Source organism: Bacillus sp. BF2-3 (assembly GCF_008368795.1).
Taxonomy (GTDB): Bacteria; Bacillota; Bacilli; order Bacillales; family Bacillaceae_G; genus Bacillus_A; species Bacillus_A cereus.
Genome location: NZ_QOSA01000030.1, coordinates 19,920 through 45,366, shown reverse-complemented (window position 1 = coordinate 45,366; position 25,447 = coordinate 19,920). Strand labels below are relative to the sequence as shown.

Sequence of the window (25,447 nt, the reverse complement as noted above, 5' to 3'; positions counted from 1 at the left end):
AACTTTTAGGGGTCACTTCACTTCCGTTATAGTATTGGCTTTTTCTCACGAGAAATTATCTTTTTATATTGTACCGATCTAATACTTTTTCTAACATTTCTAAAGTTATTGGTTCTGCTTCTTTTATTAATTGATAACCAATACGACCATTCGGTTCCGCTGTAACTTGCTGTAAACTCTTTACGTCATGAATCCCTTTTTCTCTTAATTGCATATAAAGTTGTTGTTCCGACATTTTTGCCTGCATCAAATTCTCTTTTACAATCTCTCCGTTTTCAACAATTATAATGCTACTTCCATTTAAAAATTGTTCCACCTTCCTTAATTTCAATTCAAAGAAATGAATGATAAGTAATATGCTTGCAAATATGATAGCCGCGAATATAGATGGGACTACTTTTCTACTTAATACAGGTTCTACAATAATACGGCCAATTGATACAACTATAATGATTTCAGCTCTTGTCATTTGGCTCACAGATGTACTACCTGTCATTTTCAAAACAATTATTCCAGTAAAAGTTAATATAATACTTTCCCAAATTATATTCATAATAACCCAATCCTTTAATGGTGTATTTTACTATCATTCCCATTAAAGGTGTGTTTTACTTACCTATTAAGTTGTTAAATCCTTCAGACCATGATGGAAATAAAGGTATCCAACCATACTCTTTACGTGCTTTATTATTGGAAGCTCCTCTTTCCCAACTATTTTTCCCATCTTGAACTTTAGGCTTATGTGCCCCTATCGCTGCTGCATATATTGGTAACCATTCTTTACTAGTTGCTGGATAATTATCTACAATATTTACGATTCCTGAAGGCCAATTAAGGGATAGCATAGTAGCTCTTGCAGCATCTTCGACATGTATAAACGAGATTATCCCGTCTGATGCAATAATCTCATTATTACGAACTTGATTTGCTATTAATCCGTTTTCCGCATACCATGTTCCTGGTCCGTATAATGTGCCATAACGAAGTATTACCGATTCAGGTAATTCAGTAACAGCTTTTTCTAATTTCAATATGCCATTAACAGTGACTTGTCGAGGCATGGAAGCAGTAATATGTAGTGAATCTTTTTCAGTCGCAAATGTATCCCCTGGTTCATACGCCCATGAAATACTTTGAGCGATTATTTTCTGTACCCCTACATTTTTAGCTGCATCGACAAGGTTACGAGTGCCTTTTGTTCTAATTTTTGCATTATCCTCAAAATCCCATGAAGATAATGACGTTAATTGATGAATAACTACATCGGGATTTGTTTCTTCTAATACAGAAAATACAGCCTTTCTATTAAATACATCAGCTATTACTGGTATGGCACCAACCTTTTTCATTGCTTCTACTTGCGAAGTATTACGGATCATCGCAAAAACTGTATGCCCATTTTTTATTAACATTGGCAATAAAGAACGTCCTATTACACCCGTTGCACCTGCTACAAATATTTTCATATATGTTCCTCCTCATTTAGTAATCATAAATGTGACGAAACATTTGTAAGGTATGTGACAAATATTTTCTCATTTTTTTCGTTATTCATATGAAACATATACTTTTAATGGTTTAATTATCCCTAAACTCAATTCATCAAAGCATTGTATGAGTGAAGTATAATGTATTTCATGTTGAAAGATCTCTTCTATAAATGGTGTTTTTCCTATTTCTTCAAAAAACCAATCTGCATGCTTTTGATAATCGTATCCATCACTTGATCCAATGATTTGCAATTCTTTCTGATAAAAGTTAGCAGTTAATGTTAGTTCTTCTATATTGCCATCAGACAGTATACATATTTTACCATTAGTTTTAAGAGCTTTTTGCAAAGTATGGAACCCACTATTTGTAGCAGAACATTCGAAACCATAATCATATGTTTCTATTATTTTCTCTTCTGAATCATATATGTTTTTCGTACCAAACTTCTTTGCAAAATCTCTTCTATTTTTATTAGGCTCAACAACATCCACGTGCTCAATGCCTACATAGTATTTTAAGAAATAACAAGCGAGTAAACCAATAACTCCCATTCCAATTATAAGTACTTTTTCATCCTGTCGCGGGTTTAGTTTCAATACTCCTTTAGCGGCATCACATGAAAGAATAGATAATAAAGCAATTTTAGGTTGTATAGAACTAGGCACTCGAATTACTTTATGCGCCTTAACTATCCCTATCGTTTCATGTCCATAAAAAGAAACTACTTTATCACCTACGTTTACATGTGTTACTTGATTACCAACTTCAATCACTTCACCATAACTTTCATATCCAGTTTTTCTTGGATAAAAAGGATGCGGATCTGTAACATCGGATCCATTATACTGTGGTAACTCGGCCCCAATGCTTATCGATCCTGCGATTGTTTTAACGATAATTTCATCGTCCTGTATGTCCTTAATTTCATTTGTTTCCCACTCAAGTTGTTTAGGCCCTTTTACAATTAACTTATATTGTTCCATTTATATCCTCTCTTTTTATAAAGATGTTATAAGTAATATTGTTATCCATCTAAATTTCGACTAAATTTATTTACCTAATAGATGATAAATTACCCTTGCCCACGTTTATACCTTTAATGCTCCTGTACCTTTCTGTTCAGCGTCTAATACTTCAAGATTACTATTCTGATAACATTTTAAGAAAAGTCGTTGCCGCCCAAATGAAATACGCAAGTTGCGTCACGATATACATCGTAATTTCAAAACCTGTAAGCTTTCTTTCCTTTTTTATTTTCTTTAAATATCTATAAAAACAAAATGAACATAAGATCAGTAAAACAATAGACATTTGATATAGATTATCCACTAAAAGAACTGCCATTTATTTCATCACCTTTCCAATAAAGTGAAACTTTAATCAGTGGGGGGGGTTGTTCATCCTCCACTGATTATCAGCCCTCACCAGTCGGCATTTAACGGGATAAAAAATATATAGTTCAAGCATATCATTTTAACGGAACTAATTAACGCAATTTTCAAATTAAATGAACTTCCTAAGTAAAAAAAGTAACTTTTTGGAAATGTTTCAATACAATATTATGTAATTCAATACGCTCTATATAATATTAGATTAGGTTTTCTTTTACTGTACATGCTTAGGAGGAAGTTTTACATGCAATTGATTCATAACATACAAAAAACGTTTAATAACCTATGTAACTACGATACGTTCAATTTAATACACACTATTCAATCATTAAATATTTCACTTCATAAAATAGCTCCTTTTATTACTTCAGCAGTTAATCTTGAATACGGAAGGAACGTTATCTATCAGTCTGAATTCGTAGAGATTTTAGTATTAAATTTCCCCAGCAAAGCAAAGACCTTTGTGCACGATCATGGAATATCTGTAGGATGTATACTAATAGTCAATGGTACGTTACAAAATATAACGTACGAAAATAATAGCGAGCGGATTGAAGAGTTTACAGAGGGAAATATTTTCACAGTAAAAAAAGATACTGTGCATAAAATGTATAATGCTACAGATTCAGCAGTAATAACTTTCCACGTATATTCCCCACCATTAAAAGATGTCCAAATATATGAATAGTCTTTAGAAGGAGGAAATATGCAAAATTTGAAAGATTACTATATAAAGAGCTTACAAGATGGTCGTAACGTTTGGCTCTATGGACAAAAAGTAGATGTAACTACAGACAAACATTTTGCAGGAACATTAAGTACCATTTCTAATTTATTTACATTGTTTGATGATCCAATACGAAGAGATTCTGTTGGATATGTTAGTCCAAAAACGAAAGAATTTGTCCATACAGCCTTTTTAGTTCCGAATTCCTATAACGAATTATTAATGAGGAGAACCGCTTTTGAAACGTGGAGTTATGCTACAGACGGTGTAATGAGTAGACTATCTGATTACGCAAGATCGAGACTTACTGGCTGGTACGTATCAAAATATTTTTATAAAAAATTCGATGCACAGTTTCCAGATAAAATTACATCTTATTATGAAGAAGCAAGAGATAATCACTTATTCTTAAGCGTAGTTCAACGTGATCCACAAATAAATCGATCTACAGAATCAATGTTGAATACAAACGACTTAGGATTACTAAGAGTTACGAAAAAAACTTCTGATGGAATTTATTTAAGTGGTGCTAAAATGATTGGTACTGCTTCTCCTTATTCAAATGATTTATTAATCTATCCATTAGCAAAACTGACTGATACTCAAAAAGATTTAGCTCACTTTCTCATCGTGGCAGCCAATTCCCCTGGATTACATATGGTTTGTAGAGAACCATTTGCGAATACACATTCAATTACAGTTGATTCCCCTCTTAGCTCACAGTACGATGAAATGGATGCACTATTAATCTTTGATAATGTATTTGTACCATGGGAACGAGTCTTACTATATAACAACCCTGAAGCGTTATGGGCAATAAAGTCAGATGTAGCTTCTAGTAGTTTAGCTTATCACCAAGCAATTGTACGATTAGTAGTAAAGCTAGAATTTATAACTGCAATTGCTTGTGAAATTGCTGAAGCGATCGGTGCTACTACTTATTTGCATGTTCAAGAGAAGCTTGGGGAATTAATTATGCAAATCGAAACAATTCGCGCACTTTTAATTGCTGCAGAAGTTGAAGGTACTACAAATGAAACGAAAACTTATTTGCCGAATTTTAAATATATTGAAACTGCAAGGAATCTTGGTTCCAAATATTATCCCCGTGCAATAGAAATTTTACAATTAATTGGAGCAGGTGGGTTCATTCAACTTCCTTCGAGCTCGAATGACTTCCAAAGTCCGATAGCTAATTTATTGAAAAAGCACTTTAAAGGAACGAATATAGATGCCGAACAACGCACAAAATTATTTAAGTTAGCCTGGGATATCATTGGAAGTCCATTAGGATCTAGACACGAATTGTATGAAAGATTTTATGCCGGAGATCCAATACGAAATACAGCTACGCAATATGTAAATTATGATAAAAATCATTTTAAAAAGATGCTAAGTAAATATTTACATTAATGAAAAAGAGCACTCTTTTCTAAGAGCGCTCTTAAAAAACATATAGTTATTCAGTTACATATATAGTTGCTCCGTCCACAACTGCTACTTTTCTCTGTAATGGTTTCATTTTATTCACCTTTAGTTTTCTTCTTACACATGATTCTTATCATATTTTCTCGTATAGACTTCCCCATTCTGAGTAACTAATTTTAATGCAATTTCACCACAAACTCCATGTGGTATTTCAAATTCACCTTGTGCATTTGAAATACTACGCATCTTACTTTCAATTGAATCTTCATAAATTTTCACATTAGTTATAGGTTCGTTATTTTAATCTACGATAATACCTCTTGAATACTTTGCAACTGCTATGCATTAATCCTCTTTTTTATAATATGTAATCACAACAATTGCACCTGCCACTATAGCGCTACATACAAACAAGAGAATGATTTTGCGCCTCACAACGAACCTCCTAATTCAAATTATTCTTTTCTAAACTGAAAATTAAACTGTCTTAATTGCTTGATTTCCTCAATTACTTTACGAATACCTTCTTCAATCTTATCTTCTTTTACATTCGAAACATTTAACTTTAACAGTTTTTCTTTAGGAAAATTCCTCATATAATTCTTATCAATAGTATCGACACTTATTTGCCTGTCACCTAATTTTTGTATAAGTGTTTCTGTAACTGTGTTTTTCTGCATTTCTAAACAAGTGTGTATTCCAAATGTGTTTTGTCTATTATATGTAAATAATGATGGATCTTCATTTTGCACTTTTTCTAATGTTTCTGCTAGTTTTATTGATCTATTATAGTAGGAAGAATTAATTTTACTTTTATGACGTTCAAACATACCGCTCTTTATATAAATTTCTAAAGCCGCTTGAGAAATCATCGGACTATCAATATCTAGTATCTTTTTGTATGTATAGAACGCATTTGCAATGGATGGTGGAATGACCGCAACTCCAACCCGTAAACCTGGAAAAATAATCTTCGAATAACTTTTCAAATATATGACATGACTACAATTATCCAAGCTATATAATGGATCTGCTTTTGAATCAGTTTCTAAATCTGCTAAATAATCATCTTCCACTATAAATACATTGTATCTCTTAGCCAATAGTGTGATTTTTTCTTTCTCATCTTTAGAATAAGACGTTCCAAGCGGATGATGATATCTCGGTATCGTATAGAAGAATTTTATTTTTCCGGTTTGAAATATTTGCTCCAATTCATTCAAATCGATACCTTCATTCGTACGTTTAATACCGATTACAGGAACTTTATTTATTTCTAGATAATCAATATATAGATGATATGTTGGTTGTTCAATTAATACAGTTTCATTTCCATTCGGAAATGGTATAGAAGTTAATATAGCAAGTGCCTGCTGAACACCTGATGTTATAAAAATATTTTCTTCTTTTGTAAAGACTTGATAATTTGCTAGTTGTTTTTGAATAACTGGTATTAAAGATGGTAAGCCTTTCGGCGTTCCATATACAAACAAATCATTTTTATACGTATCAATAGCCTTATTAATACAATGTTGAAAATCTAAATACGGAAAAACATCTGGATCTGGTGCTGAGGAGGCAAAATCAATTATCTCGTTATTTTCTATAGTACTCTCTGATTTTTTAACAACGTAGTATCCACTTTGAGGGACAGAATATATAATGTGACGCTTTTCTAATTCATGAAGCGCACGTATAACTGTTGCCTTATTACATTCATATTGCGTAACGAGTGACCGTATAGACGGTAATTTCTTTCCTTCTCTTATTTCTCCATTTTGAATCATATTTTCTATGTCGTTTAAAATATGTAAATACTTATACATCTTACACCTCCTTCAGTAATTCTATATTTAATTATATCGATTTTTCATTCATATAGCATTCATTCCTCAATTAGTTAATTTTCCGATCATCTATATCGTAAATCCCAATAGCATATGAATCATTTTCAATCCATTTCTTTACTGCTTCTGTTTTAAGTACAACTTCAACTTCTTTTTCTATTTTCTGTCCAAGTTCTCTCGCCCCTACTTCATCATCGCTAATCTTAGTTTTTATATCAATGGTAACAGGTTGATTCTTTTTATAATTTATTTGCTGAATACCAAACCCTTCATATCCATTTTTTCTGAATACGTCATCAAATATATGTCCAAAAACTTGATTCCATCTACTCTCTGCCTTTACAACTTCTCTATTTCTTTGAGTTATATTGATTTTATAAGACGTTACACCTTGTATCACCAATCTTTTATTAATATCATTTTTTATTTCGTTACTATCTTCGCTATCAGCAATCTCTAAATCTAATATTCTTTCTTTTTCATCTCTTATAGCAGCACTAAAAAAAGATTCCTCCTTTACCGCTGCTGTGGCAATATCCATCACTATAGAATCTTCACTTTTAGCATCTTCAATGTCATTCTCACAGGCACATAATAAAGCAAGTGGAAATAAAAATACAAGTAACTTCTTTCCCTTTCTCATGCAGCACCCCTCCATATATTTTCATTTACGATAAACTTTTTACTTTGACATATAAATACCTTCTTTAATTATTAAATTTAACATTATTTCACATTTACCCCACTTAACAAGGGAATTACAATTAATAAATAGAATATCTCTATGAATAAATAAAAAGTGAGGGATATATAATGCAACATGTAAATACGATTGATATTAGTAATGTACTACAATTGGAAAAAACTCTTTCGACTTTATTAAATAAAATGATTTCTTCAAAACTAGACCTTGAAAATTGGTTAAAAGAGCAGTCAAAAGTAATTTGGGACATCGAAGAACAATTAAGATCACATTACATCGCCTTTCAATGTAATACGGATGATGAAGAAATAAAGGATACTTTTGAACATGATCAACAATTTGTAAAGCCACTTTTAAAGCGGTACCAAAATTTATTGGATAATAAATATTTAGAGTCACCTTTTCGAATGGAATTAGATTCTAACGTATATGGTTTATTAGATACAAAAATAAAAAATGCTCAAAAGTTATTTTGTGAGGAAAATATCGAATTAGAAATAAAGGAAGACAAATTAGTCACAGAGTACTTTGAAATCACTGGAGGATTAAGTGGAATTTGGGACGGAGAAGAAAAAACGATAACAGAATTACAATCCTATTTACAAGATTCGAATCGTGACACCCGTAAAAAGGCAAAAACCATTATTTCTGAACAATTTTTATCTGTTGAAAAAGAACTCCAAAACATATTAAATCAATTAATTGAAATTCGCCATCAAAAAGCAAAAAATATTCAACTAGAGAATTATCGCGATTATATGTTCAAAAAATACGAGCGTTTTGATTATTCAGCGATAGATTGCTATGAACTAGCTGAATCCATACGTAAGTATGTTGTGCCTCTTAAAGATAAAATATTGCTAGAGAAAAAAGATAAACTGCAATTGGATACACTTCGCCCGTGGGATGTATCAGCTGTAACTCCAGATCAAAAAGTACTTAAACCTATTGCAAATGAAAATGATTTAATTGAAAAGAGCACTCATATCTTTAATAAACTAGATGTTGAATTTTCAGCACTTTTAACCCGAATGTATAAACACAATTGTCTTGATTTAACAAGCCGCAAAGGAAAAGCAGCTGGTGGCTTTTGTGAGTACTTACCAGCTTCACAATTATCTTATATTTTTATGAACTTAAATTATACACAAGATGATATTGTCACTTTTATACATGAAATGGGTCATAGTATTCATAACGAACTCATAAAACCATTAAAATTACGACAGTATATAGAAATTCCAGCTGAAACAGCTGAGCTAGCCAGTATGACAATGGAGTTATTCTCGCTTAATTATTGGGATACCTTCTATACAGACAAAAAAGATTTAAAACAAGCAAAAATTAACTTCTTTAAAGATGTTATTTCATATTTACCTATTATGCTTATTGTCGATCAATTTCAACACTGGCTGTATGAAAATCCAAGTCATACTTCTGAAGAAAGAAATGAAAAATACTTACAACTTCAAAAACATTATCAGTCTAGCGTCATACATATTGATGGCTACGAAAACTGGATAGCAACGAGTTGGCTACCTGTACTCCATATTTTTGAAGTACCATTTTATTATATTGAATATGCGATCGCCCAACTTGGTGCATTACAAATGTATAAACAATATAAAGAGGATCCTAAGCAAGCGCTAGAAAATTATAAAAAGGCATTATCACTAGGAAGCTCGCAATCTATAAAAGAAGTGTATGATGCAGCCGGTATTCGTTTTGATTTTTCTGGTGAAACAATTAAAGAACTAATGCTATTTGTAGAAAAAGAATTAGAATTACTTGAGCAATTATAAGAAGAAAGCTGCACCTATATTTTTGGTGTAGCTTTCTTCTTTATTTTATTAATCAGCTCTATGTACTGAGTATCTCCATATCCGATTGTTGGAAAAAGATAAAACAACTTTATTAATAATTCACGAGTTGATAAATCTTTATTTTTAGAGATGAATTTCATTACTGCATTATCTTCTGTTAACATTTCTAAAAATAAGTCTATAGCCTGATACATTACAGGTGGTACCTTATGAGAGGTCTTTTTATGGTTTACTAATACTTCATTGTATATAGAAGAATACTTCCCCAATTCAAGTTCAATTTGATTTACTTTAAATTCATCCTCTCTAAAGCTATTTAAGTATACCTTCCCTTCATAAACAGACTGTTCAAGGTGAGAAAGTATGGTAAGTAGGTTCATTTGACAAAACATATCTTCACCAAACCATAAAACAATACATTTATAATTTTTCGTAAAAAGTTTTTCTAACGGATCTATAACCTTTTTTGTATAACTTTCTACGGAACTGTTATGTCCTTCCGCTCTTGTTTTAATAAAATCCTCATCAAAAACTTGTGTAGTAGCAGGGTTCACACACATTGCCTCATTAAATGGTGCATAATCAGAATCACCCATTAGCTTTTTATTTTTAAATTCTTCATACATAACTTGACCATTTAATATGTTAAGTACCTCTTTATCAAATAGCTCACTCTTCCTATTTCGTAACTGTTCAAACTCTATTTTTCTAGAAATATTCATTTTAAACGCCCCTTCTTTATTTAAATTTAGTTTAACAAATGATTGGATAGGCATTTTGTTAAGTTGATATTCTCTTGGATTCATTCCAAAAACATTTTTACATATTCGATTTAGCCGTTCCTATTTATAGTGCGATAGAATATTCATTTGCTGGAAATGGGAATATCGTTGACTATGAGTATTCTATTACAAAAGCACTATTTGAAGGCTACCAAGAGGAAAATGAGCTACCAAAAGAGATGAAAGACAAGTTTCCGTTATTTATTAAATTAAAGGAGATTTTTGAATATAGCTTAATGCATATGTATTGGGATAAAGAAGAATTAACGGAGGAACAAGTACGGATTATGAACCTTTATAGGATGAAGATCGAAAATAAGAATACCTATATCAATATTTAAGAATGCCGTTGTTTAACTGCAAGGAAACTTTGGTTAAACAACAGCATTTATTAATTAGCTGACAACCTTTTTTATGACTTATAAATACTGATTCAATAATCTTCTCAAATACACTTCATTTTGCGGTGATACTTTTTCAGAAAATCTAGCTGCAATAATTATAGGAGCCCATTGAAAAACTTCATCTCTTGATAAGCCGGTACGACTGCAATATATATGTAAATACATCTCAGCTAATTCTACCGAAGATTGTGAGTACAACCAATATGTTCAAAATACATCTGCGCGAATATCACCTGAACTAGCATCTACCCAATCTATAACTTTCACTTTCTCTTCCTTACTCAAAATCAAATTAAATGGATGAAAATCTCCATGGCATAGCCTAAAATTAAATGTAATAGAATCTAATTTTAGTAATATGTTTTTCTTTTTGTTTTCATCCAATTTATGCACAGATTTAATTTGACGCTCTAACCTTTCCCTCATTAACTCCATTTCATCTGTATTTACATGTATAGCATGGATCTTTTTTTGCTCATTAACACAAAGGCTGATATAACGCTCTGCCTCATTTAAATTATTAAGCAGAAGATCACCAATGTTGTCCCCTTTTACATGTTCCATAATAATTGCCTGTCTATTTTGTATCTTTTTCACTTCAAATACGTTTGGAACTGGCAACCCACATGAATACGCATATTTTTGTTTTTTTGCTTCATTCATAGACTCTGTATCTGGGAGGTAATCTTTAAATAATTTTACAACCTTATCATCAGTTAAATAAATTTCTGCAGTATTCCCTTTTGCAATTGGATTACCTAGATTCATTTCTCTCCTTAAAATAAATTTGAATAACGCTTAATCCTTTTCTTTGCATTCACTCTAATCATAACGAAAACCTTCTTCACGAAGATATAAAAAACTTACCACTTTCTATCCTTAAATAGAAAGTGGTAAGTTTAGTTCTTTAGGAATATTGGAATGAAACTCTGGTGTATACACAATAGAAAATGAATATCCCTGCTCAATAAATGATACTTCATTATTTTTACATTCAAAGGGAACATTATTTATCTTAAAGTTATTATGGATTCGCTGTAAAAATGCGACGTCTGGTGTTCCGAAAGAAACGTGTACTTTCGGTGATAGAGCTTTCATCGCGATTGGAATCCAAGGTCGCTGCCACCAAGTCGCGACGATATATGCAGTGCCACCTATAACAAAGTTAAAAATATCCCCATCTTCCATCGTTTTCATATTTAGATTTGATTTTAACCATTCCGTAAAAACAGGTACACTCTTAACGGGAAGACCGATTTCCCTTACGTATAAAATGTTTAAAGGTGAATATGGTACTAATACATCTTCTTTAACATAACTATGCGCAATAATTTCGAGTAGATTTCCATCTCCGTCTTTAAAGTATAAATTGAATAGACCATTCTCTTCACCAATTACATTTCCATTTTGCCATTTCACAATGAGTAATCCAGAGTCGTTTAACCACCTTGCTGTTTCATGGAATTTTGAATATGGGATTTCAAAAGCAAAATGTGCAGGTGCGATTGGTTCATACACTTCTTGAAAACTAATTTTTGTATAAGGTGTTACTTCAAATTGAATGAAGGATTCTGTTTCTTTTTTTATTGGAAAAGATAATATGTCCTTATAAACTTGTTTTACCCCTTCTATGGAAACCGTTTGTAGTTTTATATCTGATATATGTGTAATCACTTTACATTCCCCCTCATTTCTTATTATCTATTCGTATTGTATTACAATTATAAATAGATAAAATCAAACGGAAGGATGGATTTTTCATATAGAAACTACAACTTTAGTATGAATATGTTAGCTCCAATTATTTTTTATTTCCGCTATAACAATTTCTGGTTTATCCCAGTGCAACATGTGTGTAGTATCAGGAATTACTTTTACTATACTGTCCGTTTTCTCTTTAAAAATATTTACTGTCTTATCTCTATAATCCGCCCAAACTTGTGGGACTGTAGCTCGAAGTAATACAATATTAGCCGGTAGCTTCTCATATATATCTATTGTTTCATCTTTATGCATACCTCTTATTATATTACTAGCTGTATTTCCCCTGGCATGCCACCATACTTTATTATCCATTTCGATCCCTAGATCCTTTACAGCAACTTCTAACAATGAAGACCACCTAGTATAAGCTTCTTTTTCACTTTTGAAAAATTTGTCCCAATTATTAAAAACGTATTCATCAAAGTCCTTTTCATAATAAGCAATTTCTTCTTCCAACGTTTCTTCTCGAAGCCTTTTTGTTTGATATCCACCATCAATAAGAATACTTCCTTGTACTTTTTCTGGATGATTTAACAAATAAAATAACGCTACAAAACTTCCCCATGAATGTGATAGAAAATAGAAGTATTTGATTCTCAATTCATTTATTATTTCATTTAACCAATTTGCTAAATTGTGCATCTCATAATCTTCTGTTCTTTCAAATGGGGGTGTTTTACCATGTCCAGGTGCATCAACGGAGATAAATCTATACTCTTCTTTTAATTCCTCAGCAATTTCTATAAAACTTAAACTCGTACTACCTAATTCATGTAAACAAAAGATAACGGGCTTCTCATTATTCCCCCATTCAGTAATATGTACATTTATTTTTTCATTGCTAATATAGTAACGTTTCAAAACATTTATCCTCCATATTTTGATTTTTTAATTTACACTTTATTTATTTCTATTATTTTCAAGTATTTCCTGTATTCTTTTCCACACAAAAAGCTGCTTTTCTTTAAATGAAAAGCAGCTTTTACACTAAAATACATTATAATTTAACAGCAATAATCATAAATCTTTTTGAATTCGTACGAATCCCTTTTTCAGAACTATACGTATCAATGAACTTTTGTAAAATAGTAAAATCCTCTTCCTGTTCTCCGAATCTAGGAATAATAGGGGTATGTTTTAATAAGAAAATGAGATCTTCAGACCTACTGTAATAATCAGTAACATCATATTCACGTACTTGCACGAGATCAAGTCCTGCACTAATAAGTTCATTCATATAATTTTCTTTTAAAGTACCATCCCGTTCACCTAAGCATTGTCCTCTACCAAATGCTTCTTTCAGGTTTAATTTATCATGCTCACTTACTTGTTGTGTTAAGAAAAAGGCACCCTTTTTCATTACTTTCGCTAACTCAGATGCCAGAAACGGGGCATGACAACTTGAAGCAATATCAAAATGTGCATGTGGAAATGTTAAAGCTTCAGAACCCATTTGAAGAAACTCAACATTTTGTACACCTGATTTTTTCAAGTTAGAATGTGCCGTTGCAATCATGCCGTTAGAATTATCAATTCCAATCAACAATTTAGCTGATGATGCTATGTTAAGTACATTTTCTCCTCCGCCTGTACCAACATCAAGTAAAATATGTGATGGTTTACACCTTTCTTTTACCTCACTATAAAAGTCCCATGTATCTCCTACAGTTTCACATTTTATTTTGCTAAAATCCCATCCATTTAATCTTCCTACTTTATCATAGAAGCTTTTATACTCTAATTCGTTCATCTTATTACTTCCCCTTTGTAAAAATAAATTAAATATGTATAATAACCTACGACACTCTTTAATTATATATTATAAAATACAAATTATTAAAACAACATTTCCCTTCACACTACAATAAGTTTACATAACATTTTTATGATTTATCTTTATCTATATATTCTAAATGCCCTCTTCCCCAACTACACATACTATCCAAAACAGTACTGACTGTTTTTCCATGTTCAGTTAAGCTATATTCTACTTTAGGTGGTATTTCTTGATAATGCTTATGAATCTTATAAATCTCTTTCTCTTGTAAAAAGGCCTGGCCATAATAATGAAATTGCACATACTGTTCTATATTTAATGCAAAATAGTTTTACTACGGGTAATGTATTATTTCCAGATGGAGGGTACACATATCATTAAATTATTAGCAACAAAAGCCCCTTATTACAGTGGCTTTTGTTGCTAATAATTTAAACATCGCTGAAGTAATTTAGAATAAACTATTAGCAACAAAAGCCCCTTATTATTTTGTTGCTAATAATTTAAACATCGCTGAAGTAATATAGGATTCTCTTTTATTAGTTCTGCTAACAACAATAATTGCGGAAAAGGTCATAAGATTAACTCTTTATCCAGCAACCCCTTTTGTTCTCGAATCATTCCGCCTCCTCGCATAAAAACCGCCCTAATTTCTATTCCCTACAATTTTATATAAAATCAATATTATAAAGTAGGATTCAACAACTTCTTACAGAATTCTATATTTAATACATATTGGACGGATTATTTTCAAATTCCTCTATAAAAAAGGGAGGTCATACAATTGTGAAATTTGTACAAGAACGAAGATTAACTGTCAAGACAACTTTTTCAAAAGAATACAAGATTTTTATTTTTGGTTTACTCATTTCACGAATCGGGGATTCACTATATACTTTTGCACTGCCTTGGATTGCCTATCAATTAACTGGTTCAGCTGTAATTATGAGTTCTTTATTTGCTGTTAACGTATTGCCAATCGTTTTATTTGGCCCTTTAGTTGGTGTACTAGTTGATCGATATGATCGAAAAAAGTTACTTTGGATGGCGGATATTACCAATATTATTTTAGTAAGTCTCGTACCAATTTTACATGCATTACATCTATTAGAAGTCTGGCATTTATACGTAATTACTTTTATCTTAGCAGTTATGTCCATGCTTTTTGATGTAACAACAGTTACAGTCATTCCACACATCGCAGGTGCATCATTAACGAAGGCTAATTCTTTATATCAAATGGTTAATCAATTGGCTAGTTTGTTTGGTCCAATCATAGCTGGGCTTTTCATATCTTTTATTGGCGGCTTTCAAGTACTTTGGATTAATGTTCTTTCATTTATTGCTACATTAATTGCTGTGATTATATTACCTTCTATGAAAAACTTAAATAAAAAGAATACTGATAAAAAAACATTGCAAAATGTACTAAATGATTTGTTTGATGGATTTAAATGGCTGAAAAATGATCGGTTAAATATAGCTTTGTCACTTCAAGCAATGGTAGGTAACTTTGGAGCAAGTGCTGTTTTAGGTGTACTTATGTATTATTTATTGTCGACATTAAATCTTACCTCCACACAAAGTGGCTATAATTATACTTTAATAGGAATAGGTGGGCTTTTAGGAAGCTTAATTGCCGTTCCTTTAGAAAAGAAATTTCGACGTGGTGTACTTATTCCTTTACTCCTATTTTTGGGAGCGCTTGGATTAACATTTGCTTTGTGGAGTACATATTGGCTCGCTCCCGGAATTGCTTTCGGTATCGCGATGACATGTAATATCACATGGAATACGATTGTTACATCAATTCGGCAGGAAACTGTTCCATCCAATTTGCAAGGACGTGTTTTAGGTTTTTCTCGTGTACTTACACGATTATCTATGCCATTGGGGGCATTAGTAGGTGGAATTATTTCAGCCTACAATCCTGTATTTATATTTGCTTTAGCTGCTTTTACTAAAATAATTGAAGTCTTTATTGCCTTATGTAGTCCGATACGAAAACTGTAAAGAGGAAAAATTATATATTTTGAGATATTAATAAAATAAAAAAAGGCATAAAACATGCCTTTTTTTATTACTTATTTGTTTATTGGATAACAAACTTCTGTAACCCACTTATTAGGATCGGATTCCATCGCTGGGCTCACATGATAAATATTAAACATCGGGCCTGCTAATTTGTAACCCTCTGTCTCAATCCATTTTGCCGCAGCCTCATTTACAGCTGTCATCTGTTCATAACTTCCATTAACTGTTATAGAAGCTACATGAGTCGATTCCATATTTTTAAATGTAACGTCTTTTGTATTTTCGTGCTTACCTAGAATACTTAGCTGTATTTCTATATCTACATCATTTTCTTTGTATTCACGATCATGGAAAACCGCAATACTATAACTCGGTTGGGCAATACTAATATTTTTCATTTGAATTTCTTGCATTAATACACTCCATAAATCACCTTCGCAATTATACGATGGAATAATCTTTCTAACACTAGCTACAGTTCTTTCTGGAATTTCTTTTATTGAAACATGATAATTCATCTCAACAACATCCTCTCTCATCGTTTTCATTGAGTCTTCGAGGAGACGTAATTGTTTTTGGAGGTTATTCATGTCTTCTTTAATTTGAGCACTACGATTTAAAAATTGCTCTTTTATGGTATCTATATTATCGCATTCTATTATTTCTTTGATGGTAGCAATATTAAACCCCATAGCTTTTAACGTTTGAATTTGATTTACTTTTTTTAATTGGTCTGCTGAATAAAATCGATATCCACTCTGCTCATCGACTTTTACTGGTTGTAGTAATTCCACTTTATCGTAGTGTCTCAACATTCGTATACTAATGGAAGATAGTTTTGAAAAATCCCCTATTTTAAACATGATTTCCTCCTATAAGTTACATCTACTTTGAAGCTCAACTTTATCTTAAACAATGACATTGTGTGAGGGTCAACTGTTTATAACGTTTGAATTATATTTCTTTAATTATTTACCCTTATACACTCTTCTGTCTTATACCTATAAAGATTGATAATAATCCGTTCACAGCTAATAAAATTACTATAATACTTGTAAGTAAACCTACATCTGCCGCAAATATTTTTATCGTACGCCATGGTGAGCTTGTACAATAAGCAAGAAGTGGGATGAAAATAATAGATAATAGTAGGAATAGAGTCCCTACGAATAACCAAGTTAATTTTTTTACAGTTTTCTTATGTTTATATTTTTTAATTAACATAATTGATGAAATGAAAAGCGCGAGTATAACTGTAGACATAACAATTTGTGTAAATGGTATGCTTTTATGGGGATCAACCGGTTCTTCTTCATTCAAAATATTAATAATCCCCTTTTTTAATACTGAAAGTGCTGGTTCTTCTAATACATGATTTTTATTTGTTAAAATCACACCACCCCAGCCACTTTTATTTAAAGTAAATATTTCTGTACGAGCATCGGGCGTTGATCCTGAATGCCAAATCATCGTTTCGCTTTCATTTATACTTGTTGTTCTTAATCCAAAACCATAGCTTTTTTCTGAATTTATGTTATAAAGTGGTGTAAGATAAAGGTCGATGTTTTCTTTCTTTAAAAATTGAGTATCTTCTTGTCGATTCAAAAACATAATAAATTGAATCATATCTTCCAAATTTGCGGTAATATAACCATACGGTGCCCCGGCATTATCATAGGACACTACACTTTTTCTTGGTATGCCAAACCATGACTGATAACCTGTTAAATAGCCTTTTTCATATGCAGTTTCTTTACTTGCTGCCGCACCATTCATATTTAATAGCTGAAAAACATGTTTTTCCATATATGAGGAATATGTATCATTTGTAATTTCCTCAATAAGTGCACCTAAAACAATATAATTCGCATTACTATATTGATATTTTTCTCCTGGTAGAGCAGTTAATTTTACATTTGAAAGTCTCATTACATTTTCTTTTAATGCTGTAGAACTTTTGGATTGCTTATCTGATATTAATAAGCCTTCATATGTGTTTATTCCGCTTGTATGAGTTAAAAGGTGTTGGATTGTTATAGATGAGGATATTTGAGAATCTTTTAGTTTAAACCAAGGAAGATGTTGTTGAACTGAATCCTCTAATTTTATCTTTTTGTCTTCTATTAATTTCACTATAGCTAAAGCTGTTAAAGATTTGCTTATTGATCCGATTGCAAATGGTGTTTTACTAGTTATTTTTTTTTCAGATTCCCCAGTAATCCCCCACGTTTTAGTGAAGAATACATCTTTATTATGTACAATTGCAACAGCAGCCCCTGGAATATTCTGTTCTTTTATAAATTTTTCAATATACTTATCTAAAGTAGCTTTAATATCTTGCTGAGCATATGATTTTGGATGAATGATACATAATACTATTACATTACAAAGAATATAGATTTGAAATAGTTTATAGATAGTTTTCTTCATTATACTTTAGATAGCTTTCTTTTTTTATAACTTACTAAGCTAATAAACACTACTACAGAGAGCATAAAGCTAATCATTATTAATAAAACGTTCCACCATTGATTCTCTGATATGCGATATAAAATATTATAATTAAATGTATTTTTTCTATTAGTTGAATTAAATGATTCAGTTAAAAATATTGAAAATGTAGTTTGCGAGATGAGGTAAGTAATAAATGCGATGAATATGCCACGTAAGATAAATGTGTTGAATTTTCCTTTTTCATTTTGAAGTTGTTTCATTTTAACTTGTAAATCAATTTCATTTATTTCTATAAAATCTTTAACAAATAATTGAGGGGTACCTAAATCATCTATACTGTCTTCACCATGTTCACGACACTCTTGAATATGTTCTAATATTTGTCGCTTAATATTTTCCCTTTCTTCTAAACTAATATCGTATTGCTTTAATTCCTTAAGTACGTCTCTTAAAAATTGCTTTTCTTTACCTATCAATTTATTCCTCATTTCAGAAGGTCTCCTTTCAAACCGCTTTTTAATAATGTTTGAATGTCCAATTGCAATTCTAACCACTCATTAATTTTCTTCTCAAGACGTATTTTCCCATTTTCATTAATTTCATAATAAATCCTTACTTTACCACTGTCTGTTACCTCTTGATAAGTATTAACCCACTCTTGATTTTTCAACTTAGTTAAAATAGGATAAATACTTCCTACTCCTTTCAATTTTAAATTGTTTATTTCAAGTTCTTTCATAATCTCATAACCATAACTTTTCTTTTTCGACAAAATAGATAATACACACATTTCTAAATGACCTTTAATTAAACTTGTTCTATCCATAGGATAAATTTAACAGAAATATATACTTCATTCAAGTATATATTTCTGTTAAATTTAAAAAATCAGACAATCCAAAATAAATTAATAAACAAAACATATCACTTACGAACGGTTTTCAACCTTAATTTTCGCTTTTATAATATAATAATTACACAATATACTATCATTTATCACTATTTGTTTTGTATCTCTCCTTCCATATACTTCTTTTCTTATTGAAAAACATTGTATGGAGACATAAAAATACTAAAAGATCCAATTTCTTAATTTTGATATTAAGAAATTGGATCTTCTTTCATTACCTTGTATTAATCATGCTGCGCTAATATATACATTATAAAGAATATATGTTTTATTAATTTATGTTAATAACACATAAACTAATAAAATTTACTGATTACTCTCCAGACATTCATAAACCGCCATCATATCTCGTTTATCCAACTCACGTATGCGATTAAAAATTGATATTTGCGCAACAGCTTCTGTTAATAAGCTTTCATCCACAACATCACTTACTTTTCCAGTTAACCACGTTTGTACATCCACGCCCTCAACAACTTCTTTTAACCCTTCGTCATTAATACCACTTGCATTACAAGTTACACATGGAATTGTTAGTTTAAAGACACCATCATGTAGATTATCTTCGGTTATCACTTTCTTACCTTTACAAAATGGACATGGATTACTTTTTTTAATTTTATTAATTTGAGTAACTAATTTTTTGTATCCAAACGCTTCGTATACATACGTAAGTTTTTTATATTTACCATTTGTGAAATACTTATCTATAATGGCTTCTCTCGTTTCATAAACATTAGGGAAATCACAAACAGTTACCTGATTATTAACACTAATGGATTCGATATTTCCTTTTATTTCGCTCCAGAATGGTAAGACATTTTGTAACACCATTTCATAGTTTGAAAAGCTTGCTTGTTCTAATTCAAACATTTTCAATGCAACTTGTGCTTTTCTTGGCAATAAAGAAACATCTTCCGTCAATACCATATCGCCACCAACAATAGACTTCAATGTAACAAGTGCCGGTAAATCACCAACTGTTTTCAATACTTTATTAATAGGCTGATTGATTATTTCACGAATATCTACGTTACCAAATTTAAGTGGCTTATGATGATTTAAAACCGTCCCCTCACAAATTGGACATTTCATCATTTTTTTTGAACTCTTAATTTCTTCTTTAATAGGTGCTTTTGAAATAACAATATATCCACCAATAATTGTATTAAATCCTACCCATGTTCTGCGTGTCTTTCCTTTTTTATCATAAAATGATTTTTCAAAATATCCGTACCAAAACGTATGATTTTCTTCTTCTGACATATCATTATAGCTCTTTGACAAATCGTGACCAATCTCATTTTTTATTTCTTCGAATAGAAATTCTATTTTTTCATGCTGATAAAATTTTAATACCTTCATGATTTCTGGATCGAATAGCCCATCCCAAAATGGAACACTTTTATCTTGAATGGCAATATCTTTATCAAAAACTTCAATTTGAAGACGTCCAGAACAAGATGGACAATGATTGTCCTGTGAATAGAAATCAAAACTTCTCGTATCTTTATTAATTGGATGAGTAGCTACAATATGATTAATTAATCCACCAATCTCATATAAGAAACTATATTGACTATATAAATGTCTTTCAAGATCAATAGCAATAACAGGTGCGATTGTATCAGATTCATATTCACCATAAATTAACCTAGCCATTGATGATAAACTTTTTAAAATACCGCCCTTATAAACATTTTCGGCATTTTTAAAATAGTTAATATGATTTTCTTCTAAATAGTGAACTCCTTTTTTCTGCTTAAGCATTGAAGAGATATTTATTTTCTTTGTGCTATTCACATTACTTTTTTGACGATAGTAATCCTCATGATTAACAACATCCAAATGCTCTACAGATTCATTCTGCCTTTTTCCAAAATCAACTATATAATCAGAGCTTTCTAACATGTAACGATTATGCTCAATCATAATGATAGAAACTGATTCATCTTGCAGAATACCTCTAATACTATCGATAAATTGATTTAAAATATTTTGTGATAAACCTTTTGAAGGCTCATCAAAAATGAATAATGTATGTGGATTTCTAGTGTTTGCAAATAATTCCGAAACTAAATGAACACATTGAAACTCACCTGTCGATAATGTTTGTGTTTTTCTCTCTAATGTTAAATAGCCAAGTCCTAATTTAATTAGTAGGCTCAAACGTTTATAAGCGATATCTTCATTTGGAAGTTCATCAATAATATCCTCAATCGAGCGCTCAAAAATATCATCAATGTCTTCACTATACTTTGTCAGTTTCTTTTTAATATCTAGGAAAGTTGCTACAGTTGATCGACTTGTAATTGATTGATTTCGGTCTTGTCCTACCATAACTAATTTATCTTTTGGATATCGTTTCAAAAAATCTGTAGCTAGACATTCGTTGACAAGTGTAGATTTCCCACATCCTGATTCTCCTGTAACTGTTACAAGCCTGTTTTTAGGAATTTGAAACTCCTCCATTTGGATATTACGGCAATATAAATCATAGAATGTATATAATTCTGTTGGTATTTCTTTATTTCGATCCCACAGTATTGACTTTGGTCTTGGTGATTCTTCCACAATTTTCCCGCCATATTTTCCGCTACCAGGTCCAAAGAACAATTGCTCATCAGATGTATCTAGTACTGTATCTGAATGATCAATAAGCCAAATTTGATTTTTACACCCTAATCGTTTAATCTCTTCTAAAATTTGTAATAAAGTTTCATGATCAAGTCCAACTGAAATCTCATCAATAATAATTACAGCATTTTCACTTACTGCCATGAATTCGGCCAAATAAAGTCGTGTTAACTCTCCACCTGATAACGTACCCATAATTCGATTTAATGTTAAATAACCAATGTTCATATTAATAATATTTTGCAGTATATGCTGTTTTTCTTCACTAATATTTAACTCTTTTGCTAGTGAAAGAATAGATTCAACACTTAAATCATTAATATTTGAAATTGAATGTGGCTTGGCCAACAAATCAATTTCATGTTGTTCAATTTCTTCACTATAACGTTTTCCCTTACATTTTTTACACTCAACATTTTTTGTAGTACCACGGCCTTTACAACCAGTACACCAGCCTAATTGATTATTAAATGAAAAGACCTCTGGAGAAAGATTAAATACTTCAGCAAGTTTTTCCCGAACCTCTGTAAAAACACCAGTATGAGTACCAATCGTTGAACGCGGATTAGACGAAATCGATGATTTTCCTAGAAAAAGTACTAAAGGCATTTCTTCCATCTTAATGGCACTAAAATTTGTTTCCATAATGTTAGGAAATAAATATTGATATTCAGCCTTTGGTAATAAAGAAACTAATCGTTTTTTTGATTCTTCACCAATTGTTTGGCAAAAAGTTGTTTTACCCGATCCAGATAAACCAGCAATTCCAAACGATTTATTAAACGGTATAGTTGCATCTAATTTATTTATGTTATTAGCAATTAATTGATTTACTTTCATATTAACCTCTATTCTTATTTATTCACAAAAGCATTTTTACAATATAATAATTACATAATGAATATTACCTATTATGCAATTATCCTCTCACTTCATGAATCTTATCCTTGTATATTTCAAACCACTGTTGCCATTCATCTTTAGAAAATTCTTTCTCTTCTCCTTCTAAAACGAAAGTAAAAAGATTTAAACAAATATGCCAACCAGCTACATCTCTCGGTGTATGATCTGTTAATTCATGAATGTACTCTTTAAGAAGTAAAAGAGTACCATTTTCCTCATTATGTATTTCAAATCTGACACGGTCTTTATCCCAAGTAAATTCAAGTACTGAGTTTAGTTGACACTCTAAAATATCAATATTTATGAATGAACCGTCCATCATGTCGAACTTTATTATTCCAGCAGTTTTAAGGCTTTCAATCTGTAAATTGGGCATCCATTTTTTCAGCTTACTGTTTTCTGTTAATACAGACCAAACTTCTTCTGCCGTATATGGAAATTGGCGTTCAAATTTTACAATATATCCATCAGTTAGTTTCCTAATTTCAGCTATCATTTTGATTGTCTCCTTATATAGAATATATGTTCCCATTTCATTTTACACGAATATAAATATAAAATAAATATTTATGTCAACGAAGTGTTAATTTAAAGTGAATGGTGCTGAGAAAAACTTAAATATTTTCTAAATCGAATTATATAATATTGAAAATTAAATATAGATTTATGTACAAATAAAAAAGCCGCATTTGCGACTTATGAAATCATAGGATTAACTCCTTTTTTTGTTGAATGATTAGCGCTTAATCGCATCGACAATTAGCGATGGAAAACCAAGTTTATCGCCTTTATTTCTAGAATCATACCTTTTCGAACGGAAAATAACACCGTCGTTTGCATCCCATTCGTTGTAATAAAACCGACCATTTTCATCACAATATTCAAGTAAAACTACCTCGAATCCAGCAGTTTCAAACATTTTCGTTAATGTTATATAATTATGAACGATTTTATGACTTGCTGCTGGATGATCTTTCGGACCGGGGCCCCCTATTTGAACTATATTTTGATATGCCTCATCCTGAAAGAATGCATCAGGGACTCCGCACCGAATATGACCAGATGGTTTTAAAAATTCATAACAAATTTCAGCTGCTCTTACACCTTCTTCAAAAGTAAGGTGTTCCCATACATGCTCAGCTAAAATAGCTGAAATAGAGTTGTATTCAAATCTTTCTTCCCACGTAGCTTTATCTAGTAAGTTAAGTTCATCTTCTTGCGTTTGAATCCAACCTGGATTATTATTAAACACTCCAGCTCCGACAACTACTTTAATTTCGTCTTGTTTTATTGCCACCATGTTCACCTCTTAAATATTTTAATTCATTAATATATTCTATGTTTACTATTATCCTTCCTCCTTTAACAAATTTAGTACCATGAGTCCAGTACAATACCGAACTCATGTCCTAAAAACTCTCTAACGTAACAATCTGTCTAACTCTATAAAATTAGTTCATAATATACGATTTTTCTTACAGAAATATAGCACACCAAACATTAGCATAATACCAATTACGTAAAAAATTGTTGTTCCGCTCCCACCAGTATTAGGAATTACCCAATTATTCTTCGCATTTTTCACTGTTATTTTTTGTGTCTTTACTGCTTCTGTAATTTCTATTTCTATTGGATCCCTAAGTAACATATATCCGTTTGGCGCTTTTATTTCTTTTATCGTATATTTTCCAAGTACTAATTGACTGGAAATCACCTTTCCTTTTTCATCCGTTGTTAATCTAGCCACTTCTTTACCCTCTTTATCTAAGACTTGAAATATAGCGCCTTGTAGTTTTAAATTGATATCCTTATCATCAACTTTCTCAATTTCAAATTGTCCAGTCGGATCTGGTAATTTCTTATTTCCTATTTTAATTTCTACTACTGCATCTTTTTCTACTTTTACAGTTATTTTTTCTTTTAATAATTCGTAACCTTTAGGTGCTTCTACTTCCACTAAGGTATAGTTTCCTATTGGTAAGTCTTTTGATACTACTTCTCCTTCTTCATTTGTTACTAGTTCTCCAACTATTTTCCCATTTAAATCTTCAATTTTAAACTTTGCTCCTGCTAGCTTTTTATTTTTATCACTTATGTCTACTTTCACAAGCTTCATTTTCCCCATTGGATCTGGCAATTTCTTATTTCCTATTTTAATTTCTACTACTGCATCTTTTTCTATTTTTACAGTTATGTTATCTTTTAATAATTCGTAACCTTTAGGTGCTTCTTTTTCCACTAAAGTATAATTTCCTATTGGTAAGTCTTTTGATATCGCTTCTCCTTCTTCATTTGTTACTAGTTCTCCAACTATTTTTCCTTTTGAATCTTCTATATGAAACTTTGCCCCTGCTAGCTTTTTATTTTTATCA

The 25,447-nt window shown here is 31.1% G+C and carries 23 protein-coding genes and 5 pseudogenes; 6 read left to right on the top strand and 22 right to left on the bottom strand.

Going from position 1 to position 25,447, the window contains the following annotated elements; all coding sequences use genetic code 11:
• Positions 1-55: 55 nt before the first annotated feature.
• From DN401_RS21655 to DN401_RS21640, 4 genes are all read right to left on the bottom strand, one after another.
• The gene (locus tag DN401_RS21655; protein WP_001021700.1) at positions 56-553 is read right to left on the bottom strand and encodes a DUF421 domain-containing protein; all 498 of its coding nucleotides are present in this window, start codon (positions 551-553) and stop codon (positions 56-58) included.
• Between the two features lie 55 nt (positions 554-608).
• The gene (locus DN401_RS21650; protein WP_086693210.1) at positions 609-1,466 is read right to left on the bottom strand and encodes an NAD-dependent epimerase/dehydratase family protein; all 858 of its coding nucleotides are present in this window, start codon (positions 1,464-1,466) and stop codon (positions 609-611) included.
• A gap of 81 nt (positions 1,467-1,547) precedes the next feature.
• On the bottom strand, positions 1,548-2,474 hold the full coding sequence (locus tag DN401_RS21645) for a zinc-dependent alcohol dehydrogenase (protein WP_000438848.1): 927 nt from the start codon (positions 2,472-2,474) through the stop codon (positions 1,548-1,550).
• Positions 2,475-2,634: 160 nt separating this feature from the next.
• Positions 2,635-2,835, bottom strand: a complete 201-nt coding sequence (locus DN401_RS21640; protein WP_149287924.1) for a hypothetical protein — start codon at positions 2,833-2,835, stop codon at positions 2,635-2,637.
• A 291-nt stretch (positions 2,836-3,126) separates the two neighbouring features.
• Here DN401_RS21640 and DN401_RS21635 point away from each other — a divergent pair, with 291 nt between their 5' ends.
• Both DN401_RS21635 and DN401_RS21630 read left to right on the top strand, forming a co-directional pair.
• The gene (locus DN401_RS21635; RefSeq protein ID WP_149287923.1) at positions 3,127-3,570 is read left to right on the top strand and encodes a cysteine dioxygenase; all 444 of its coding nucleotides are present in this window, start codon (positions 3,127-3,129) and stop codon (positions 3,568-3,570) included.
• An 18-nt stretch (positions 3,571-3,588) separates the two neighbouring features.
• Positions 3,589-5,022: a 4-hydroxyphenylacetate 3-hydroxylase family protein gene (locus DN401_RS21630; RefSeq protein ID WP_001180384.1), complete on the top strand. Its 1,434-nt coding sequence runs from the start codon at positions 3,589-3,591 to the stop codon at positions 5,020-5,022.
• 132 nt (positions 5,023-5,154) lie between these two features.
• Here the strand turns inward: DN401_RS21630 and DN401_RS30290 are convergent.
• The 3 genes and pseudogenes from DN401_RS30290 to DN401_RS21620 all read right to left on the bottom strand — a co-directional run bounded on the left by DN401_RS30290 (position 5,155) and on the right by DN401_RS21620 (position 7,527).
• Positions 5,155-5,379, bottom strand: a pseudogene (locus tag DN401_RS30290) (hypothetical protein).
• Between the two features lie 113 nt (positions 5,380-5,492).
• Positions 5,493-6,863, bottom strand: coding sequence for an aminotransferase-like domain-containing protein (locus tag DN401_RS21625; RefSeq protein ID WP_000280124.1), 1,371 nt, complete (start codon positions 6,861-6,863; stop codon positions 5,493-5,495).
• A 70-nt stretch (positions 6,864-6,933) separates the two neighbouring features.
• Positions 6,934-7,527: a DUF4030 domain-containing protein gene (locus DN401_RS21620; RefSeq protein ID WP_001225383.1), complete on the bottom strand. Its 594-nt coding sequence runs from the start codon at positions 7,525-7,527 to the stop codon at positions 6,934-6,936.
• A gap of 170 nt (positions 7,528-7,697) precedes the next feature.
• Here DN401_RS21620 and DN401_RS21615 point away from each other — a divergent pair, with 170 nt between their 5' ends.
• On the top strand, positions 7,698-9,389 hold the full coding sequence (locus DN401_RS21615) for a M3 family oligoendopeptidase (protein WP_001164954.1): 1,692 nt from the start codon (positions 7,698-7,700) through the stop codon (positions 9,387-9,389).
• Between the two features lie 14 nt (positions 9,390-9,403).
• Here the strand turns inward: DN401_RS21615 and DN401_RS21610 are convergent, their stop codons facing one another.
• Complete coding sequence (locus DN401_RS21610; protein ID WP_001069557.1) at positions 9,404-10,216, bottom strand: hypothetical protein; 813 nt, start codon at positions 10,214-10,216, stop codon at positions 9,404-9,406.
• Here DN401_RS21610 and DN401_RS21605 point away from each other — a divergent pair.
• Positions 10,207-10,533, top strand: coding sequence for a hypothetical protein (locus DN401_RS21605; RefSeq protein ID WP_002006075.1), 327 nt, complete (start codon positions 10,207-10,209; stop codon positions 10,531-10,533). The two genes, DN401_RS21610 and DN401_RS21605, sit on opposite strands and share 10 nt — an antisense overlap.
• A gap of 78 nt (positions 10,534-10,611) precedes the next feature.
• Here DN401_RS21605 and DN401_RS21600 read toward each other — a convergent pair.
• From DN401_RS21600 to DN401_RS21580, 5 genes and pseudogenes are all read right to left on the bottom strand, one after another.
• Positions 10,612-11,364 (bottom strand): annotated as a pseudogene (locus DN401_RS21600) (aminoglycoside phosphotransferase family protein).
• Between the two features lie 111 nt (positions 11,365-11,475).
• The gene (locus DN401_RS21595; protein ID WP_000627942.1) at positions 11,476-12,270 is read right to left on the bottom strand and encodes a VOC family protein; all 795 of its coding nucleotides are present in this window, start codon (positions 12,268-12,270) and stop codon (positions 11,476-11,478) included.
• 117 nt (positions 12,271-12,387) lie between these two features.
• Positions 12,388-13,221, bottom strand: a complete 834-nt coding sequence (locus tag DN401_RS21590) for an alpha/beta fold hydrolase (RefSeq protein WP_127063961.1) — start codon at positions 13,219-13,221, stop codon at positions 12,388-12,390.
• Between the two features lie 136 nt (positions 13,222-13,357).
• On the bottom strand, positions 13,358-14,110 hold the full coding sequence (locus DN401_RS21585) for a class I SAM-dependent methyltransferase (RefSeq protein WP_149287922.1): 753 nt from the start codon (positions 14,108-14,110) through the stop codon (positions 13,358-13,360).
• Between the two features lie 133 nt (positions 14,111-14,243).
• Positions 14,244-14,378: pseudogene (locus DN401_RS21580) on the bottom strand (winged helix-turn-helix transcriptional regulator); the annotation flags it as partial.
• On the opposite strand from DN401_RS21580, the pseudogene DN401_RS21575 reads away from it, so the two are divergent.
• A pseudogene (locus tag DN401_RS21575) lies at positions 14,375-14,518 on the top strand (SDR family oxidoreductase); the annotation flags it as partial. The pseudogenes DN401_RS21580 and DN401_RS21575 sit on opposite strands and share 4 nt — an antisense overlap.
• 114 nt (positions 14,519-14,632) lie before the next feature.
• Here DN401_RS21575 and DN401_RS30490 read toward each other — a convergent pair.
• A pseudogene (locus DN401_RS30490) lies at positions 14,633-14,734 on the bottom strand (NUDIX hydrolase); the annotation flags it as partial.
• Between the two features lie 189 nt (positions 14,735-14,923).
• On the opposite strand from DN401_RS30490, the gene DN401_RS21570 reads away from it, so the two are divergent.
• A complete protein-coding gene (locus DN401_RS21570) occupies positions 14,924-16,150 on the top strand; it encodes an MFS transporter (protein ID WP_127063959.1) in 1,227 nt (408 codons plus the stop codon).
• Between the two features lie 71 nt (positions 16,151-16,221).
• On the opposite strand, the gene DN401_RS21565 is transcribed toward DN401_RS21570, so the two are convergent.
• From DN401_RS21565 to DN401_RS30285, 8 genes are all read right to left on the bottom strand, one after another.
• A complete protein-coding gene (locus DN401_RS21565) occupies positions 16,222-17,034 on the bottom strand; it encodes a MerR family transcriptional regulator (protein ID WP_149287920.1) in 813 nt (270 codons plus the stop codon).
• 115 nt (positions 17,035-17,149) lie between these two features.
• Entirely contained in the window at positions 17,150-18,601 is a 1,452-nt protein-coding gene (locus DN401_RS21560; protein WP_149287919.1) for a serine hydrolase domain-containing protein, read from the bottom strand.
• Positions 18,601-19,113: a DUF1700 domain-containing protein gene (locus DN401_RS21555; protein ID WP_141540853.1), complete on the bottom strand. Its 513-nt coding sequence runs from the start codon at positions 19,111-19,113 to the stop codon at positions 18,601-18,603. Before DN401_RS21555 ends, DN401_RS21560 begins: the two co-directional genes overlap by 1 nt.
• Complete coding sequence (locus tag DN401_RS21550) at positions 19,110-19,415, bottom strand: PadR family transcriptional regulator (RefSeq protein WP_002094025.1); 306 nt, start codon at positions 19,413-19,415, stop codon at positions 19,110-19,112. Before DN401_RS21550 ends, DN401_RS21555 begins: the two co-directional genes overlap by 4 nt.
• Before the next feature lie 426 nt (positions 19,416-19,841).
• Complete coding sequence (locus DN401_RS21545; protein ID WP_149287918.1) at positions 19,842-23,012, bottom strand: excinuclease ABC subunit UvrA; 3,171 nt, start codon at positions 23,010-23,012, stop codon at positions 19,842-19,844.
• Positions 23,013-23,091: 79 nt separating this feature from the next.
• On the bottom strand, positions 23,092-23,571 hold the full coding sequence (locus DN401_RS21540) for an SRPBCC family protein (protein ID WP_000559864.1): 480 nt from the start codon (positions 23,569-23,571) through the stop codon (positions 23,092-23,094).
• Between the two features lie 240 nt (positions 23,572-23,811).
• Positions 23,812-24,375, bottom strand: coding sequence for a class I SAM-dependent methyltransferase (locus tag DN401_RS21535; RefSeq protein ID WP_000225721.1), 564 nt, complete (start codon positions 24,373-24,375; stop codon positions 23,812-23,814).
• A gap of 156 nt (positions 24,376-24,531) precedes the next feature.
• Positions 24,532-25,447: MSCRAMM family protein (locus DN401_RS30285; RefSeq protein ID WP_149287925.1), on the bottom strand; the 916-nt coding region annotated here is incomplete at its 5' end.